At 25.8% G+C, this 17,850-nt stretch carries 17 protein-coding genes; 1 reads left to right on the top strand and 16 read right to left on the bottom strand.

What is annotated here, in order from left to right; translation table 11 throughout:
- Window positions 1–87: 87 nt before the first annotated feature.
- The 4 genes from trmB to CHF27_RS10625 all read right to left on the bottom strand — a co-directional run bounded on the left by trmB (window position 88) and on the right by CHF27_RS10625 (window position 2,942).
- On the bottom strand, window positions 88–732 hold the full coding sequence (trmB, locus tag CHF27_RS10640) for a tRNA (guanosine(46)-N7)-methyltransferase TrmB (protein WP_095405818.1): 645 nt from the start codon (window positions 730–732) through the stop codon (window positions 88–90).
- 59 nt (window positions 733–791) lie between these two features.
- Window positions 792–1,112, bottom strand: a complete 321-nt coding sequence (locus CHF27_RS10635) for a Fe-S cluster assembly protein HesB (protein WP_095405819.1) — start codon at window positions 1,110–1,112, stop codon at window positions 792–794.
- Window positions 1,113–1,234: 122 nt separating this feature from the next.
- Window positions 1,235–2,326 carry a leucine-rich repeat domain-containing protein gene (locus CHF27_RS10630; RefSeq protein WP_095405820.1) on the bottom strand — a complete coding sequence of 364 codons (1,092 nt, stop codon included), beginning with the start codon at window positions 2,324–2,326 and terminating at the stop codon, window positions 1,235–1,237.
- Between the two features lie 16 nt (window positions 2,327–2,342).
- A complete protein-coding gene (locus tag CHF27_RS10625) occupies window positions 2,343–2,942 on the bottom strand; it encodes a GNAT family N-acetyltransferase (RefSeq protein WP_095405821.1) in 600 nt (199 codons plus the stop codon).
- Between the two features lie 243 nt (window positions 2,943–3,185).
- Between CHF27_RS10625 and CHF27_RS10620 the strand changes: the two genes are divergently transcribed.
- Window positions 3,186–4,301 carry a tyrosine-type recombinase/integrase gene (locus CHF27_RS10620; RefSeq protein WP_095405822.1) on the top strand — a complete coding sequence of 372 codons (1,116 nt, stop codon included), beginning with the start codon at window positions 3,186–3,188 and terminating at the stop codon, window positions 4,299–4,301.
- 140 nt (window positions 4,302–4,441) lie between these two features.
- Here CHF27_RS10620 and CHF27_RS10615 read toward each other — a convergent pair whose 3' ends face one another.
- The 12 genes from CHF27_RS10615 to CHF27_RS10560 all read right to left on the bottom strand — a co-directional run.
- The gene (locus CHF27_RS10615) at window positions 4,442–5,278 is read right to left on the bottom strand and encodes a hypothetical protein (RefSeq protein WP_095405823.1); all 837 of its coding nucleotides are present in this window, start codon (window positions 5,276–5,278) and stop codon (window positions 4,442–4,444) included.
- 93 nt (window positions 5,279–5,371) lie between these two features.
- Window positions 5,372–5,515, bottom strand: coding sequence for a cyclic lactone autoinducer peptide (locus CHF27_RS10610; RefSeq protein ID WP_095405824.1), 144 nt, complete (start codon window positions 5,513–5,515; stop codon window positions 5,372–5,374).
- A gap of 12 nt (window positions 5,516–5,527) precedes the next feature.
- Window positions 5,528–6,100, bottom strand: a complete 573-nt coding sequence (locus tag CHF27_RS10605) for an accessory gene regulator ArgB-like protein (protein WP_158534751.1) — start codon at window positions 6,098–6,100, stop codon at window positions 5,528–5,530.
- A 77-nt stretch (window positions 6,101–6,177) separates the two neighbouring features.
- Window positions 6,178–7,512 (bottom strand): ATP-binding protein, encoded by a 1,335-nt coding sequence (locus CHF27_RS10600; protein WP_095405826.1) that lies wholly within the window; start codon window positions 7,510–7,512, stop codon window positions 6,178–6,180.
- Entirely contained in the window at window positions 7,506–8,213 is a 708-nt protein-coding gene (locus tag CHF27_RS10595; protein WP_095405827.1) for a LytR/AlgR family response regulator transcription factor, read from the bottom strand. The genes CHF27_RS10600 and CHF27_RS10595 overlap by 7 nt, the downstream gene beginning before the upstream one ends.
- A 156-nt stretch (window positions 8,214–8,369) precedes the next feature.
- Window positions 8,370–9,326 carry a magnesium transporter CorA family protein gene (locus CHF27_RS10590; RefSeq protein WP_095405828.1) on the bottom strand — a complete coding sequence of 319 codons (957 nt, stop codon included), beginning with the start codon at window positions 9,324–9,326 and terminating at the stop codon, window positions 8,370–8,372.
- A gap of 116 nt (window positions 9,327–9,442) precedes the next feature.
- Complete coding sequence (locus CHF27_RS10585) at window positions 9,443–12,148, bottom strand: sensor histidine kinase (RefSeq protein WP_095405829.1); 2,706 nt, start codon at window positions 12,146–12,148, stop codon at window positions 9,443–9,445.
- Window positions 12,149–12,162: 14 nt separating this feature from the next.
- The gene (gene kdpC / locus CHF27_RS10580) at window positions 12,163–12,741 is read right to left on the bottom strand and encodes a potassium-transporting ATPase subunit KdpC (protein WP_095405830.1); all 579 of its coding nucleotides are present in this window, start codon (window positions 12,739–12,741) and stop codon (window positions 12,163–12,165) included.
- Window positions 12,742–12,753: 12 nt separating this feature from the next.
- Window positions 12,754–14,820 carry a potassium-transporting ATPase subunit KdpB gene (kdpB, locus tag CHF27_RS10575; protein WP_095405831.1) on the bottom strand — a complete coding sequence of 689 codons (2,067 nt, stop codon included), beginning with the start codon at window positions 14,818–14,820 and terminating at the stop codon, window positions 12,754–12,756.
- Between the two features lie 49 nt (window positions 14,821–14,869).
- Window positions 14,870–16,612 (bottom strand): potassium-transporting ATPase subunit KdpA, encoded by a 1,743-nt coding sequence (gene kdpA / locus CHF27_RS10570; protein ID WP_095405832.1) that lies wholly within the window; start codon window positions 16,610–16,612, stop codon window positions 14,870–14,872.
- A gap of 223 nt (window positions 16,613–16,835) precedes the next feature.
- Window positions 16,836–17,525 carry a M15 family metallopeptidase gene (locus CHF27_RS10565; RefSeq protein WP_158534750.1) on the bottom strand — a complete coding sequence of 230 codons (690 nt, stop codon included), beginning with the start codon at window positions 17,523–17,525 and terminating at the stop codon, window positions 16,836–16,838.
- Window positions 17,526–17,749: 224 nt separating this feature from the next.
- A partial coding sequence (locus tag CHF27_RS10560; protein ID WP_147294082.1) for an IS3 family transposase occupies window positions 17,750–17,850 on the bottom strand: 101 nt, incomplete at its 5' end.

The raw sequence follows: 17,850 nt of genomic DNA, 5'->3' as shown, positions 1-17,850 counted from the left end.
GAAAGGTTAGTGTTTCCTTGTTAAATATTCATACTTTCGTACACTTTATTAATTTATAATTCTACTATTAAACCTATAAATTTATAGCTAATTACGTTTTTTAGCTTCACATCTGAATATTTTCATTCCTTGTGACATAAATTTATCTTCATATTCAGTAGTTACATTTTCACTAAAATCACTATTTGCTAAATCTAAAGAAATATTTTTTAACATCAAATCATTAGAAGCTATTTCATTTAAACTAAATTCAAATAGTTTTTCATTATCAGTTTTAAAATGAAGTTCACCTTTTTCACAAAGGATATGATTATACATATTTAAAAAATTAGTATGAGTTAATCTTCTCTTAGCCCATCTTTTCTTAGGCCATGGATCACAAAAATTAACATAAACTCTGTCTAATTCTCCTTCTTTAAAGTATTCTTTTATATTACTTACATCTCCCCATACGAATAAAATATTATCAAGGTTTAACTCAACAGCTTTTTCAACAGCTTTAAGTAATACCTCTTCTTTAATTTCCATAGCTATATAATTAACATCTGGATTTTGTTTTGCAAGTGTAGTTATAAATTTTCCTCTACCAGTACCAAATTCAACATGAATAGGATTGTTATTTTCAAATTTCAAATTCCATTTTCCTTTAAATTCTTCTACATTTTCTCTTATAACATAAGTTTTGTGGCTTAATAGTCTTTCATCTGCACCTTTTTTACGTCTTCTTCTCATATAAATTCTCCTTGTATAAATAATTAAAGAGTATTGGGTTTAACCAATACTCTTAATTTCTAGTGTCCGCAGCCAGAGCAACCTCCGCCACAACCTCCACCTGTTGGCATATTTTCTGGTATGATAGTAAATCCATACCCCGTATCTTCTATAGTGATATTTCCATATTCTTTGAATTCATTAGTGTTCATTATGAATTGTAATCCTTCAACTTCGCAGCTTACATCATCATCCTTTTGATCATCTAGTGCAAGTCCGAATGATGGACCGCTACATCCAAATCCTGCAAAATAAACTCTTATTGTTTTTGGTTTGTCTTGATTATCTTTTATTATGTCTGTTAATGTATTGACTGCTGATTCTGGTAAAGTAACTTTCATATAATCATTTCCTTTCTAGGTTTTTTCTTGAAATCATATATATTATATACTTTTATTATATATAATATCAAATCTTTTTTACCAAAATTAATAAATATAAGAAAAAATATCTTTAAATATTGTTATTCTTTTATTATAGTTGCATCTAAATTTAAATTATCACCTTCTTTTAAATTAACTATATATAAACTTTGCGTTTTATATTGATATCCAATTAAAAAAGGAAAAAGTAAAGTATATCGTCCTTGTTTTAAATTTGAAAACTTGTATTCTCCGTTTGAATTTGTAAGTGTAGAAAATTTAGTACCATTAGAATCTATTATAGTGATGATTTTATTTTTTAAACAATTTATTTTAAATAAACTATTTTTACTGCTTTCTAAATTTAACTTTCCACAAATAGAACCTGTAACTTTATCTTTTTTTAAATTTTCTATGGTAAAAGATGTGTTAGTAAGCTTCATTATTATAGGTTGAACTAATATTCCGCTTAAAATTCCTGATTTTAGAAAAGGAATTTCATGATAAAAATCAGCTTTTATTAAACAATTAGAACAAATATTTTTTACTATAATTTTAGATATCGAATAAAGCATAGAAGGTCTTTCATCAGTTTCTATTTCTTCATACTTTCCTGTAACTTGTATATTGTCATAATAAACTGATTTATTCTTATCCCAAATAACCAATGGTTTTAGTGTGTAATCATCTCCATACTTTACAGATACTGGATTTAAGAAGATACATTGTTCACTAGCAATAACCTTTATATTATCGCTCCTTAAATTACTTAAGAAAGATAAATCTTTAATTTTGTTATTAGATATATTTATTAAGATTAGATTTTTTAAGTTATCTAAGTTTGGAATACTAGAAATGTTATTACAATCTAATCCGATATTCTGCAATTTATTTAGATTATTTAATATAGAAACATCATCTATTTTATTTTCACTTAACTCTAGTTTAGTTAACTTAGTTAAGTGTTTTAATGGATGTATATCTCTTATATTATTCTTACTTAAATCTAAGTCTTTTAGATTAGTTGCGAATTCTAATCCGTTAATTTTTTTTAAGCTTTTACCAGATAAATCTAATTCTTTAAGAGTTAATAAAAACTCTTTTGTTATATCTTTTTCTGATTTTTTAAAGGTGATAGCTAAAGCGTGTTTTAAACGCTTATCTATCCAATTGTTATCTATATTTTTCGCCAAAGCTTATCATTCCTTTTTAATAAAATTTATGATTAATTTTGTAACTATTTTTCATGTAAGAGTTTTGTGACATTTCATATTTATGACATATAACACTTTTAGGTTGAACTAAAGAATTAACTTTCTTTTTATATTCTCCTGTATAATAAAAACCTATATTTTCTAATGTCTTTTTAGAATATTTATTTTTATCGAATGTAGTAGCTATTACTTTTTTTAAATTCAAATCTTCAAATCCATATCTAAGCATTTCTATAGCTAATTCAGTTGATAAATTATAACCCCAATATTCAGGGTTTATACAAATTCCTATTTCACCTTCTAAAGCATCTTTAAGTATATTATTAAAACCTACATTCCCTATGACTTTTTTATCTTTTTTAAACACCACTACAAAGTGACCAATCTTACCTTGCTTATAATTATGCAAGAAAAATACTTGTATAAATCTCTTTGTATCATTAAGTGACTTATGTTTGTTTAAAGGTAAATACTTGACCACTATATCTTGTTTATAATATTGAAATAAATCAAAAGCATCATCTAAAGTTGCAGGTCTTAATATGCATCTTTTGGTTTCTAAAATTTTCATCTGAGGGTATTTACTATCATGCATATCTATATCTCCTTTAACAAAATTTAATATATATTATCTTTATAATTTATGCTGATTGTAATATAACTGTGATACTAAACATAAAATATATACTTTTATGCCATTTTTTATAAATCGAGTTATTCCAACGATTAAAGTAGGTATTTTGATTTTTATGTCAGTTTTATGTCAGATATTTATATATTTTTTATAAAGCATTTATGTTACAATATATTTATGAATTTTATTTATAGGAGGAGATAAATGAGTTTTGCATTCATAAGAAAAAGAAGTAAAAATTACATTGTATATTTAGAATATAAAGACCCTCAAACTAACAAAAATAAGCAAAAAAATATGGGCTCTTTTGAAAAGAAAAGAGATGCTTCTAAAAGACTTACAGAGTTAAAAGATAACATTTATAATGATAATTCTATTATACCTACCAAGATAATATTAGGTGATTTTGTATTAGATTTTTTAGAAAAATATAAGGAAAATTTATCTGTTACAACATATAGTTGCTACATTAGGATTTGTAATAAATATATAATTCCGCTAATCGGAAATATAAAAATAGATGATTTAAGACCTATCCATGTACAAAATTATGTAGATGATTTGGTGGGAATTTTAAGCCCTCAAACAATAAAAATACATATAAATATATTGAATTTAGCTATAAAAAGAGCTTATAAACTTAGGTTAATAAGAGAAAATATAATGGATTGTATAGATGTTCCTAAATTTAAAAAATTCAAAAACTCAATTTATAATCAAGAAGACATGGTAAATTTATTAAAAGTTTGTCGAGATACTAAGCTTGAATTACCTATTTTTTTGGCTAGTGGATTAGGTCTGAGAATTTCTGAGATACTCGGTCTTACATGGAATAACATAGATTTTAATAACAATTCTATTACTATAGAAAAGATAACTGTAAGAAATAATGGAAAAGTTTTTTTAAAAGATCCTAAGACAGAAAGTTCTTCAAGAACAATTTCAGCTCCAATAGAAATTATAAATATGCTGAAAGATTATAAGAAAAAATATATAGAAGATAAGTTGAAAAATAGCATTATAAATAATTATAATTTGATTTTTTTTGATAAAAATGGGCATCCGATAGCTCAAGATGTTTTAAGCAAAAAATTCAGCAGATTTTTAGAAGAACATAATCTTAAACATATAAGATTTCATGATTTAAGACATTCACATGTAACTTTACTTATAAATTCTAAAGTTCCTATAAAAGTTATATCTGAAAGAGTTGGACATTCTAATATAAATACAACGTTAAATATATACTCTCATGTACTCAAAGAAATGGATAAAGAAGCTTCAGATAAAATTTCTGAAAGTTTATTTAAATTAGGTTAATATAATTATATTATGTTAACCTTTGATTTTTCAGATGATTTTCAGTAAAATTAAAGGCTTATTTAATTAGGATTTAAGGGTGATTGAATCCTAATATCGACACATTATATTGAAAAAGCAACAAAACTCTTAAAATCGATTTAAATAGACGTGAAGTTTATTTCGTTATTTTCACCCTTATTTTGTACAATATATTTATTTAGTATACTTAATAATATATTTAGATTATATTCTATGTCACAATCACCCTCTTCAGATAATAAAATATATTCTGAAATTGCTCTTTTTAAATTAAAATAAAAAAAAGGGATTTTTTTATTTTCAATATCAAAAATATTTTCAGATGTATAATTTTTTTCAATCATATATTCAATAATATCTTTATAAATTATTAACAGTTCTAATTCATCAATATAATCATGTGTTTTTTTATCTAATTTAATAGTAAATTTAGCATCAAATTCATCTACTAAATCTATAGTTCTTTTAATATATTTTAGATTCTCTTTTGTTAGTATAAAAGAGAAATATATATTAATATTATATCTTCTTAAAAGATTAAATTTTTCTATGGTATCATTAAAGATATTTTCATTTTCAAAAATATCATCTATGTTAAATTCTACAGAAGATACTCTGCCTGAAATGTTTTTTGCCAAATTTTCACTAATTAGTAAGTTATTGGACTGTAAGATTATTTGAGACTCTATTAAGTTTTTTCTTAAAATATTAATAAATTTAACTGTAGGTTCTTCTAAATTATCATTCACATCAGTTAATACTATTTTCTTAGGTTTCTTTTCTTTTAGTTTAGGAATCGCTATATTTTCTAAATATTTAAAATTCAAATCTTGTTTTAAACTAAAGATGGAATCTGACTCAATTGAACCAAACTCACAAGATAGATTTGAAATGTCTTCTAAAATACCTTTTTCATATAACTTGTAATAACCATTTTTATGAGCTAAATTCAACATTTTTCACCACCTAATTTTTATTTAAAAGTAAAAAAGACTTACTTAGTAGTAAATCCTTTTTACTTGTTAAAAATATTTAATTTTATACTAAGATTATATTCTTTTAAATTTTTTTATATCTTTTGGCATTTCTGGTTGATGATTAAACCAAGTACAAGCTGTATTAGCAGATACAGCAGTTGTAAGAACAGCTAAAGACCCCATTTTTTTTGCTATTTTTAAAGCACATTTTTTCATAATAAAAACCCCCTATTTTTTTATTAATGTTAAAATTAACATAACATTTATCCAAAATAACGCTAGCACTCCGTATAAAGTGTATTCGTATAAAGTTCCAAAATGAATGCTAATTATTATGGTCATTAAAAGCAACGTAGTAAGTATTCTAGTTATTTTTTTAAATTTAGTCTTTTCAGCATCACTTAAAGGATTATTTCTGTGTTCAATTGGAGCTAATATATATATACTTATGCTATTAAGAATTGCAATAAATATAATTAAACTCCTAAAACCTATAAAATCTAAACAATCTGCCATAACAATAGTAAGTAAAAATATACAGAAAAAATTTAATATACATCTTTTATGATTGTCTGCGTGATAACCACCAGCAAATTGCCTTATAGGACAATAACAACCTAAAAATACTAATGTATGTAAAAATTTATCAAAAATTATACCAGTACCTATTATTATAGTTAAATTAATTATAGAAGCAAAGAGAACTTCAAATCCATAAGTATAAATTCCATATTCTTCGCTATCTATAGCTTCATTACAAATTAAAAAGGATGTTATTTTATTAGCATAAGATTTAATCATCATCTTCTCTCCTTAAATCTTCTATACTAAAAATATAACATCCTTCTCATGTTTTTTCAACAAATTAGAACAAGTGGTCAATATACAGTACAAACGTCACCAATTTCTATCAAAGGAATTAAAATTTTTACAATAAACTTATCATCAGTATAATCAAGAACTACTTGTCCTTCATATTTTTTTACTGAATTCATCATACTTTTTATCCCTAAACCATGTAAAAATTCATTTTCTTTATCAGTAATAACTTTATTATTTTTTATGATAATTTTGTTAGACTTCGAATTTTCTGCCTTTATAACAAAGAATTTTTCTATTATTCTTCCTTCTAAATATATGTATTTATTAGCATTTTCACATTTTTGACAAGCTTCAACTGCATTATCTAGAATATTTGAAAATATACTACAAACATCTAATACATCAATAAAATCACATTTAGTAAAATCTATATTACTATCAAAAGATATATTATTTTTTTTACAAATTGACTGTTTTTCATCAAGCATAATATCAAGTATCATATTTCCAGTATTAAATAAATTATTACAGTTTGAAATTTGTTTTTCTAGATTTTCTATGTATTCTCTACTATCATCATTATCTTCATAAAGCTTCTTTATACAGATAATATGATTCTTCATATCATGATATAATTGTCTAGTTCTTATTTGATTTTCTTTTATATTCATATAATACTTATATTGAGTATCCATTTTTTCTTTTATCATATTACTCTCTAATATTAACTTATTATCTATTTGCATTTGTCTTATAGCTAATATCAATGATATACTAGATAAACCTAATAAAATAGATATAACTAAAATTTGAGATTCATCTATAACTTTACTTTCTGCAAAATTAAAAACATATTTAAATATAACAAAAAAAGAAACTATATTAGCACCTATAGGAGTAATCATATAAGCTAAGTCCCTTTTCCTTACATCATCATTGATTCTAAGGCGCTTATATCCAAATAAAATACTAATCAAAGTGCTCTTACTTAAAGAAATTGATTTTATTCTGTATATGTTCTTACATAATAAAACACTCATATTATCTAAGTTGTTTATCCATATAATAAAACTCATACTTATAGCATCAATTCCTAATAGTACCATCCAATACATAAGAGAGTTTATTATAAGCTTAGATATACTAACTTCATAATTTACTTTATAGAATAAACATGTTAGCACTATTGATATAATTACCCTTGTATTCGGAAATACATTTAATAATTCAAGTAAAATCGCAAATAATATAATAAGAATTAGTTGTAAGTTTATTTTAATATTAGAGTTTCTTTTGTTACTTGTATAATCAAATATTTTTTTACATACAACCCACTCTACAATGACTGATGTACTGGTAAATATATTCCAAAATAAATTACTATTTAGCATAGGACGTCTCCTAAGATATTAGCTAACTGAATTTTTAGCTCTTTAATTTTATATCTACTAACAGGTATTTCATTTCCTTTTATTACTGCAATCTTATCTTTAATAGAATTTATTTTTTTTAAGTTTACTAAATAACTTTTATGACATCTAAAAAAATTATGATTCAAAAGTTTTTCTTCGACTTTTTTCATACTTATTTCAATAATATAATCTCTATTTTCTGTATGTATAGTAACATTCTTTTTTTCAACTTCCGCATATAAGATTTCATCAACACTAAGTACTATAGTATCATGATTAGATTGAATAGAAATAGTGCTATTTTTGCTTAATAAATCTCTTATACACAATTTTACATGTCTTTCTAAGTTTTTGTATTTGATAGGTTTAAGTAAATATCTATACGCTCTAACTTCATAGCCTTCATGAATATATTCGCTTACAGCTGTTGTAAATATAATTTCTACTTTTGTATCAAATTTTCTTATTTTTCTAGCAACATCCATGCCTGTCAAATCTTTCATTTGAATATCTAAGAACAATATATCAATTTTTTTTGGATAATTTTCAAGTAGTTCTTCCCCTGATTTAAATTCAAGTAATTTATGATTCATATTTAAATCTTCTAAAATTTCAATTAAATATTTCTTTAAAATATCTATATGTGTAGTATCATCATCACAGATAACTATAGATAACATATTAATTTAAATCCCCCCCTTGTTAATGCCTATATAAATTTATTTACTACTTAAATTTCCTTTATGAATTATATAATATCATAAAAAACGTTATTATTCCAATTATTAACAATTACTCTTTTTGTTCTTATTTTTTGAATTATAATTATATATTTTTTACAATAATTTCTTGATTTTAAAAATCAGTAATCCTAATAAAACAATAATAACCATAAGCAATAAAATTATAGGATAACCATAAGTAAAATTTAAAAATGGCATATATTTAAAATTCATTCCATAGATACCTGTTATTATAGTAAGAGGTGCAGATATTCCAGTTAATATAGTAAGTTTTGTTATTAAATCATTAGTTTCTTCTCCAACTTTAGAAGAATATAAATCTAAAAGTTTATCTGCTAATTCTCTAGTTGCAAGTGCAAAGTTATATAATTTATCTATTCCAAAGTCAATACCTTGTAAGTTGTCTAAATTATACCTTTTTACATCTGAATACTTTAGATATCTAATATTTTCTTTTAAGATTCTATCTCCTATATATAACAATGGTCTTGTATTTTTAACTATTGTTCTTGTTATTCCTCTAACATAATTTATTTTTGATATTTGATCTTCAGATACTTTTTCCATCATTTGATCTTCAATATCTAAAATCATATCTTCTACCTTTTCTAAAGATTCAAATCCATTTATTATAATTGATTTAAAAATCAAATAATTTATTTTGAATAAACTTACAGTAGGATTATCTTCCATATTGAAATTACCTAAAATCATATTTTTTACATACTTAAATATAAAATTATCATCTTTAACCACAACAAGTATAAAATTATCAGATAAATATATATTTATTTCTTGAATCAGAGCTTTATTATTTTCAAGTTCAAACGTATTAATGCTTAGAAAATCATAATTATCAAATAAATCTAATTTTATATTTTCATCAAAATTCATACAATCTTTAAATGTTATATCATCTATATCTAAAATTTTTTTTATTAAATTTAATTCTTTTGGTGTACTTAATATTAAATAAGAGCTATCTTGATTATAAAAATTTTTATCAAAGTATTCTTTAGATTCATTAATATTTAAATTTAATGTATACATAAAATCACCATAGTTATTATTATTTAAAATATAAATAGGTACATGGCTTTATACATACCACGTACCTATTTATATTATTATGTCAATTAAATTCTTTAATTATTCATATTTTAAATCTATATATTTTCTTTAACGTAGTTTAAAGGTAATTTAAATTTAAAAGTTGCACCTTGTTCTTTGTTATTATTTACAGTGATGTCCCCATTGTGAGCTTGAATTATAGACTTGCAAATAGAAAGTCCTAATCCAACACCTTTTCTAGAATCTTTTGATTTATATTCTCCTGTAAAGAATCTATCGAATATATTTTTTTTGCACTCTTCATTAATACCTGGACCATTATCAGAAACTTCAAAGTATGCATATTCTTTATCTTCGTATACTTTTATCTCTAGCTTGCAATTGTCAGTAGTATATTTCAAAGCATTATCTATTAAATTAATTAAAACTTGCTCTATTAATTTAGCATCCATAGGTACAAACATTACCTGATTGGGGATACTAATGTTTATAGGTACATCTTCTATACGTTTTTTTATATGATTAAGAGCTTCAGCTATAACTTCCTCAACTATTTCTAAATTTTTCTTGACTTCTAATTTGCCTTCATCTATCTTGGTCATGCTTAATAAATTTTCTACTAATCTTATTAACCATTGAGAATCTTCATATACTCCATTTAATAACTCATCTACAATAGTTTCATCTAAATATTTTTTGTTTTTTATAATAGTGCTAATAGCACCAGATATACCTGCAAGTGGTGTTCTAAGGTCATGTGATATAGCTCTTAAAAGATTACTTCTTAATCTTTCTCTTTCTATTTCTAAATTTGTATTTTCCTGTATTTTAGATAAAAGTTCCCTATCTAGAGCTATTGCCATTTGTGCTACAACCGCTTCTATTACACAAATTTCTTCAGGGTCTAGTATTTCATCACAACAAGATACACCTATTACTCCTAAAGTACAATTTATTCCAACTATAGGTATATAATAACCTTTTGATCCCGGCAATGTATCAGTTGATTTACCAGCAACAGAGGCATTAAAAAAGACCCAATTTGCCACTGCCTTTTCATCCTCTTCATTTAATTCATTTTTCTTATATTCTAATAAATTTTTTTCATATAATTTCAAATCATTATTTTCTTTTAAATAGCAGACTATATCTTTACTTAAAGTAATTGATAAAAGTTCTATACCCTTTTTAACAATATCTTCTTTATTATATAATCTTAAAAAGCTTCTGCTTATTTGATATAACATTTGAGTATTTTCTTCTCTTTTAGAATAAATTTGTGCCTGTTGTTGTATTCTAGACGTTAATGTACTTGTTGTAACACCAACTATACTAAATACAATAAGGGTTATTATATAATTAGGATCATCGATAGACAATGTATATAGTGGCTCTGTAAATAGATAATTTAATAAAATTATATTAACTATAGAACTTATAATACCTGTTGTATATCCTTTTGTCCAAGTAGATACTAATGCAACTCCAAGCATGTATAATAATAAAACATTTTCATTAATAAATCCAAAACTTTTTACGATGTAAGCAATTAAAGTTATAGCTACAGTTATAATACCAAGTTTAAATAAGTCAATACTGCTAATTTTAAATTTTGACTTTACAGAAACTTCTTTTTTTGATTTATAGCGCTTACCTTTTTCAGATTTGTAGGGTATAATATGAACATCTATATAATCAACTTCGTCTATCAATTTATCAACTATATCTTTTTTTAATAAATTATAAAAAAAGCCTTGTCGTGAATGATTCCGTCCTATTATTATTTTTGTTACATTTCTTAATTTTGAATATCGTATAATTTGTTCTACTTTATCATCTCCGTGTAATATAATAATTTCTGCCCCTAATTTCTTAGCTAAATCTAAATTATCTCTAAGTTGCTTTTTTTCACTTTTATCTAACATAGTAGAATTAGAAGACTCAACATATAAAGCTATCCATTTTGCTAAAGAAGAATCAGATATTCTAGAAGCTGTTCTAATAACTTTGGCAGAGGAAGGTGAAGGTCCTACACAAGCAATCAATGTATCTGATGTGGGAATTATAGTAACTTTACTTTTAGAAAGTCTAGAGATTTGAACTTCTTTATTAACTCGCTCAGCAGTTTTTCTAAGCGCTATTTCCCTAAGAGCAATTAAATTATCTTTTATAAAGAAGTTATCTTTTGCTTTTAAGGCTTGTTCCTTTTTATAAATTTTACCTTCACTAAATCTCTTTAAAAGTACATCTGGCTCAACATCTATTAATTCCAATTGAGATGAGTTATCTAAAAGTTTATCAGGTATAGTTTCTTTAACAGATACATTTGTAATTATTTCTACTATATCATTTAAGCTTTCTAAATGTTGAACATTGACTGTTGTATATACATCTATACCAGCTAACAAAAGTTCTTCTATATCTTGCCATCTCTTAGCATGTCTTACTCCTTTAGCATTTGTATGTGCAAATTCATCTACAAGTATAAGCTCAGGTTTTCTTTTTAGTGCCTCATCTAAATCAAATTCTCTTAGATTTATAGACTTATAATTTACTTCTTTAACTGGAAGAATTTCTAACCCACTTAATAAAGCTAAAGTTTCTGGTCTTGTATGAGGTTCAATATATCCAACAACCACGTCTACTCCCATTTTTTTAAGATTTTGAGCAGATTCTAGCATGGAGTAGGTTTTACCTACTCCTGCTGCATATCCAAAGAATATTTTTAATTGACCCCTTTTTAACTTTTCTTCATCGTTTTGAACTTTTGCTAATAAACTCTTTGGATCTGGTCTATCCATCTAATTTTTCCTCCTTAAATCATTTTATCTAAATCTAGATTTAATTCTAATACATTTACTTTAACTTCTCCCCAAATACCTAAAAAAGGCGTATCTGTATGTTTTTGAACTAGATTTAATAGTTTATCTTCAGATATATTTGTAAATTTAGAAACTCTACTAATCTGATATTTTGCAGCTGCAAGACTTATATGAGGATCTAGACCACTTCCTGAAGCAGTAATCAAATCCACAGGTATTTTTTCTTTATTATCAGGGTTGTACTGAGTTAATAAAGCTATTCTGTCATTTATTAAATTTTTATAATCTTTACCTGTTGGTGAAAAATTAGTTCCAGAAGATGAGTAAGTATCATAGCCTTTACCTACTGCTGATGGTCTTGACCAAAAGTATTTAGAATCTGTAAATGTTTGGCCAATATATTTAGAACCTATTTTTTCATTGTCTTTATTAGTAATTATACTTCCATTAGCTTTATTTTGCATAAATATTTGTGCAAATCCTGTTATAGTAAATGGATAAATTATCCCTGTTATAACTGTCATTATTAAAAATATTAAACTAGCTTTTTTTATATCTTTCATTATTTTCATGACTTTACCTCCCTATATAAAAATAATTGTTTGTATTAGCATATCAATAAGTTTTATAGCTATAAATGGTGCTATAATTCCACCAACTCCATATATTAAGATATTTCTTTTTAATAATTTGCTAGCTGGTAATTCTTCATATTTAACACCGTTTAATGAAAGCGGTATTAGTGCCACTATTATCAAAGCATTATATATAACAGCCGACATTATTGCACTTTGAGGACTAGATAAATTCATAATATTTAACTTGTTTAATTGGGGATAAACACTTATAAATAGAGGTGGTATTATAGCAAAATATTTAGCTATATCATTTGCAATACTAAATGTTGTTAAAGCACCTCTAGTCATAAGTAGTTGTTTACCTATTTTCACAATTTCGATAAGTTTAGTTGGACTAGAATCTAAGTCAACCATATTTCCAGCTTCTTTTGCTGCTTGTGTACCAGTATTCATTGCAACAGCTACGTCTGCTTGAGCAAGAGCTGGAGCATCATTACTCCCATCACCTGTCATTGCAACTAAATGACCTTTTTTTTGGAATTCATGTATTAAATTCAATTTCCCCTCAGGCGTTGCTTCTGCTAAAAAATCATCAACTCCTGCTTCTGCTGCTATTGCTGCTGCTGTTAATGGATTGTCTCCTGTTATCATTATAGTCTTTATTCCCATTTTTCTTAAATCATTAAATTTCTCTTTAACACCAGACTTTAATATATCTTTTAAATGTATAACACCTAGAACTCTTTCATTTTTACATACTACCAGTGGAGTTCCTCCTTGTTTTGATATATTTTCAACTATATCATCACATTCTTTTGGATATTGTCCACCATGATTTTCTACAAATTCTTTTATTGCACTTGATGCACCTTTTCTTATTTGATAATCTGTCGTATTTACACCACTCATTCTGGTTTTAGCTGAAAATGGTACAAATTCAGCTTCTAAAGCACCTAAATATCTTCCTCTCAATGAATATAATTTTTTAGCAAGTATTACTATACTTCTACCTTCAGGCGTCTCATCTGCTAAAGAACTTAGTTGGGCAGCATCAGCTAATTCATCAGCATCAACATTTGCTAAAGGTAAAAATTCACTTGCTTGTCTATTACCAAATGTAATAGTACCTGTTTTGTCAAGTAATAAAACATCTACATCTCCTGCAGCTTCAATTGCTCTTCCTGATGTTGCAAGTACATTTGCATTATTTAATCTACTCATACCTGCAATACCTATTGAAGACAGTAATGCTCCTATTGTTGTTGGTACTAAGCAAACTAATAATGCTATTAATGAAGTGATAGATACTATACTACCAACTTCATTTTGGTTTACACTGAAATAATTGTATGGATACAAGGTAATAGTTACTACTAAAAATATTGAAGTTAATGCTATTAATAAAGTTTCTAAAGCTATTTCATTAGGTGTCTTCTTTCTTTGAGATCCTTCTACCATAGCTATCATTTTATCTAAGAAACTCTCTCCAACGCCTGCAGTTATCTTTATAATTAAATAATCAGAAACTACTGTAGTACCTCCCGTTACAGCACATCTATCTCCACCTGATTCTCTAATAACTGGCGCACTTTCGCCAGTTATTGCACTTTCATCAACAGAAGCTACACCTTCAATAACATCACCGTCTCCTGGTATTTGTTCATCAGATATAACTAAGACTATATCACCTTTTTCTAGAGAACTAGAAGGAATCATTTCATATTCAGAATCTTTATTAGGATTTTTTAATTTTTTAGCCATAACATCTTTCTTGGCTGCTCTTAAACTATTTGCTTGAGCTTTTCCTCTACCTTCTGCAATAGATTCTGCAAAATTTCCAAATAAAACAGTAATCCATAAAAATATAGTAATTGTTAATGTAAACCAAGGATTGTCAGTTGTCATATTAAAAAATGCCATTAAAGTTATAAAACTTGTTATAATTGAACCTATATAAACTACAAACATTACTGGATTCTTTAACTGTTTTTTTATACTAAGCTTCTTTAAAGAATCTTTCAAAGTCTGTTTTAAAATATTTTTTGATATAAAATCTTTATTTATTTTACTCATATTATTCATCTCCTCTATAATTTAAAGCTAACAACAAGTTGGACAGTATTTAAAACATCATACTTAAGTGTTCTGCTAAAGGTCCTAACGCTAATGCTGGTAAGAAACTTAATGCTCCTATCATAAGAATTACCCCTATTAACAATCCAACGAACATTGTATTATTAGTTGCAAGTGTTCCAGAACTTGTAGGTAGTATTTTTTTATTAGCAAGAGATCCTCCTATTGCTATTGTCAGAACAAGTGGTATAAAACGAGCAAGTAACATGATTATGCCTGTTAAAATATTTATAAATGTATTATTTGTTGCAAATCCTGCAAATGCACTACCATTATTATTTCCTGTTGAACTTAGTGCGTACAAAATTTCTGAAAATCCATGAGCTCCATTATTATTTAGTAGTTCAGATATATTTGGTAATAAACAGGTTATTGCTGTGCCAACTAAAACTAAAACTGGTGTTGTAATTATTAATATAGATGCCATTTTCATTTCAAATGGTTCAATTTTTTTACCCAAGTATTCAGGTGTTCTTCCAACCATAAGCCCTGCTATAAATACTGTTAATATTGCAAATGCAAGCATTCCATAAAGTCCTGATCCAACTCCGCCGAAAACCACTTCACCTAGCTGCATTAAAAGTGTTAACATCATACCTCCTAGTGGTGTATATGAATCATGCATAGAGTTTACTGATCCATTTGAGGCGCTAGTAGTTGATACTCCCCAAATTACCGAATTTGTCACTCCAAATCTCACTTCTTTACCTTCCATATTTCCACCCGATTGTTCTTTTGTAATTTCAGAACTAATCGCTGGATTATTTGCTAACTCAGGAGTTGATTTATATTCAGAGTAAAATGTTATTGCCATAGCAATTATAAATATAGTCATCATAGCTGTAAGTATTGTATAACCTTGCTTTTTATCTCCAACCATATTCCCAAAAGTAAAACATAATGCAGCTGGTATTAATATTATTGATACACATTGAGCTATATCAGATGCTAATGTTGGGTTTTCTAAAGGGTGTGCTGAATTAGTTCCAAAGAACCCTCCTCCATTTGTACCTAATTGCTTTATAGCTATTTGACTAGCTGCTGGACCTCCAGGTATAATTTGTTTATTTATTTCTGTACCATCTTCAAGTTTTAATGGTTCAACAAGATTAACTTCTTGATATTTATTTAAGTTTTGAACAACACCCTGAGATACTAAGAACAATGAAAGTGCTGTTGCAAGTGGTAATAAAACATACAATGTTGATTTTGTTAAATCAGTCCAAAAATTCCCAAGTTTACTTGTTTTAGTTCTTATAAATCCTCTTATCAATACAATAAGTACTGATATTCCAACTGATGCTGATACAAAGTTTTGAACTGTAAGTCCTAACATCTGAGTTAAATAACTTAAAGTAGTTTCACCACTATAAGCCTGCCAGTTAGTGTTAGTTACAAAACTAGCTGCTGTATTAAACGACAAATCCCATTTTACTGATTTTAAATTTTGAGGATTAAAAGGTAATTTAGGTTGTAATATTTGAATTAACATAATAAAAAATAAACTTATTAAACTAAAGGTAATTACTGAAATAGAGTATTGTTTCCAATCCATTTCTTCATTTTCATCTACTTTTAAAATTTTATATATTCTTTTTTCTAAAGGATTAAGTGCTTTACTTAAAAACACATTTTCACCTTTAAATACTTTGGCTATATATAAACCTAATGGTTTAGCCAATATAATTGTTACTACAATAAAAAATAAAATTTGAATAAATATACTGCTCATAATTTCTCCCTCCATATATTTGTAACTTTGTTTTGGTATATTTTAATAATAAACACTTTTATATAAAGATAGTGTTAAGATAAATTAATGAGTATAAATATTGTATAAATATTTATACTCATTAAAAAAGAAGTTATCTCAAAATTTAATTTTGAAATAACTCCTTTAATAATCATAATTTAATTATCTTAATACATTTTTCATAATTTAGTTACATTATTTATTAATTTATACCTAAATATTCTTCTAAAGTTAAACAGTTCATTATAAAATTATTACTATGTTCAGTTCCAACGTATCTATAGTGCCATGATTCATAAATATAACCAGTTATATTAGTTTTTCCTGGTGGATATCTTAATATAAATCCATACTTATATGCATTTTCATAAAGCCATTTAGCTTCTTTAGTATCATCAAACCAATTTCCTACAGATTTTAAACTTGCATCTGTAAAATCATACGCAAGACCTGTTTGATGTTCACTTTGGCCTGGTTTTGCAGAATAGGTACTAGCATCTTCTTTTCCATCTCTATTTGCATAAAGATTGAATAAGTTTTCTTGAGTTTTATATGATCTATATCCACTTCTTATATTTAAATTTACATCTTCATGTTTTGCATCCTTTGTCATTTTATCAATTGCAGCTAAAGCTTCTTTCTCCTTATCCGATTTATAATCTTTAGGAAGGCAGTAATCTTTATTAACTACAACTATCCCATCTACATATAGAGGTTTTTTACCTTCTATATATTCGCCGACATCATGTGTCTTTTCTCCATTTTTAGTATTATCTTCATGATAATTTAATATATTGGTGTTTTGTTTTTCTTCTTTATTGAAACTATTTACAATATTAAAAGATGAAACTAAAACTACTGCTACTGATAATGCTATTACTAAAACCCTCATTTTACGTCCCCCATTCATTACTGCAAATATAATTATACAACAATTATAATCTTTTACAATATAGAATGATGTTTTTTTGTAGATTTATATATTTTTTTGACTAATTTTTGGATATAGCCAAAATTAATTACTATATATCAAACTAGCATCTTAAAAATTAAAAAAGTGTGTATCTTAATTTATAAAATGGATCCTTTGTCAAGGACATTAAAAAAAGAGGGTCATTAAGAAACTTTTAAAAGCTGATTCCTATATTGTGTAGGAGTCAGTTTTTTTAAGTTCCACTGACATCGGTCATTATTATAATAATCCATATAGTCATCTA

It is taken from the genome of Romboutsia maritimum (assembly GCF_002251085.2).
GTDB classification, from domain to species: Bacteria; Bacillota; Clostridia; order Peptostreptococcales; family Peptostreptococcaceae; genus Romboutsia_B; species Romboutsia_B maritimum.
The sequence above is the reverse complement of the archived record's forward strand: the minus strand, read 5'-3'. Positions and strand labels throughout refer to the sequence as shown.

What these genes read in the sequence shown, in the direction of transcription:
- trmB (WP_095405818.1), bottom strand. Translation starts at nt 732, where the DNA reads ATGAGAAGAAGACGTAAAAAAGGTGCAGATGAAAGACTATTAAGCCAC.
- CHF27_RS10635 (WP_095405819.1), bottom strand. Translation starts at nt 1,112, where the DNA reads ATGAAAGTTACTTTACCAGAATCAGCAGTCAATACATTAACAGACATA.
- CHF27_RS10625 (WP_095405821.1), bottom strand. Translation starts at nt 2,942, where the DNA reads ATGCATGATAGTAAATACCCTCAGATGAAAATTTTAGAAACCAAAAGA.
- CHF27_RS10620 (WP_095405822.1), top strand. Translation starts at nt 3,186, where the DNA reads ATGAGTTTTGCATTCATAAGAAAAAGAAGTAAAAATTACATTGTATAT.
- CHF27_RS10615 (WP_095405823.1), bottom strand. Translation starts at nt 5,278, where the DNA reads ATGTTGAATTTAGCTCATAAAAATGGTTATTACAAGTTATATGAAAAA.
- CHF27_RS10610 (WP_095405824.1), bottom strand. Translation starts at nt 5,515, where the DNA reads ATGAAAAAATGTGCTTTAAAAATAGCAAAAAAAATGGGGTCTTTAGCT.
- CHF27_RS10605 (WP_158534751.1), bottom strand. Translation starts at nt 6,100, where the DNA reads ATGATTAAATCTTATGCTAATAAAATAACATCCTTTTTAATTTGTAAT.
- CHF27_RS10600 (WP_095405826.1), bottom strand. Translation starts at nt 7,512, where the DNA reads ATGCTAAATAGTAATTTATTTTGGAATATATTTACCAGTACATCAGTC.
- CHF27_RS10595 (WP_095405827.1), bottom strand. Translation starts at nt 8,213, where the DNA reads ATGTTATCTATAGTTATCTGTGATGATGATACTACACATATAGATATT.
- CHF27_RS10590 (WP_095405828.1), bottom strand. Translation starts at nt 9,326, where the DNA reads ATGTATACATTAAATTTAAATATTAATGAATCTAAAGAATACTTTGAT.
- CHF27_RS10585 (WP_095405829.1), bottom strand. Translation starts at nt 12,148, where the DNA reads ATGGATAGACCAGATCCAAAGAGTTTATTAGCAAAAGTTCAAAACGAT.
- kdpC (WP_095405830.1), bottom strand. Translation starts at nt 12,741, where the DNA reads ATGAAAATAATGAAAGATATAAAAAAAGCTAGTTTAATATTTTTAATA.
- kdpB (WP_095405831.1), bottom strand. Translation starts at nt 14,820, where the DNA reads ATGAGTAAAATAAATAAAGATTTTATATCAAAAAATATTTTAAAACAG.
- kdpA (WP_095405832.1), bottom strand. Translation starts at nt 16,612, where the DNA reads ATGAGCAGTATATTTATTCAAATTTTATTTTTTATTGTAGTAACAATT.
- CHF27_RS10565 (WP_158534750.1), bottom strand. Translation starts at nt 17,525, where the DNA reads ATGAGGGTTTTAGTAATAGCATTATCAGTAGCAGTAGTTTTAGTTTCA.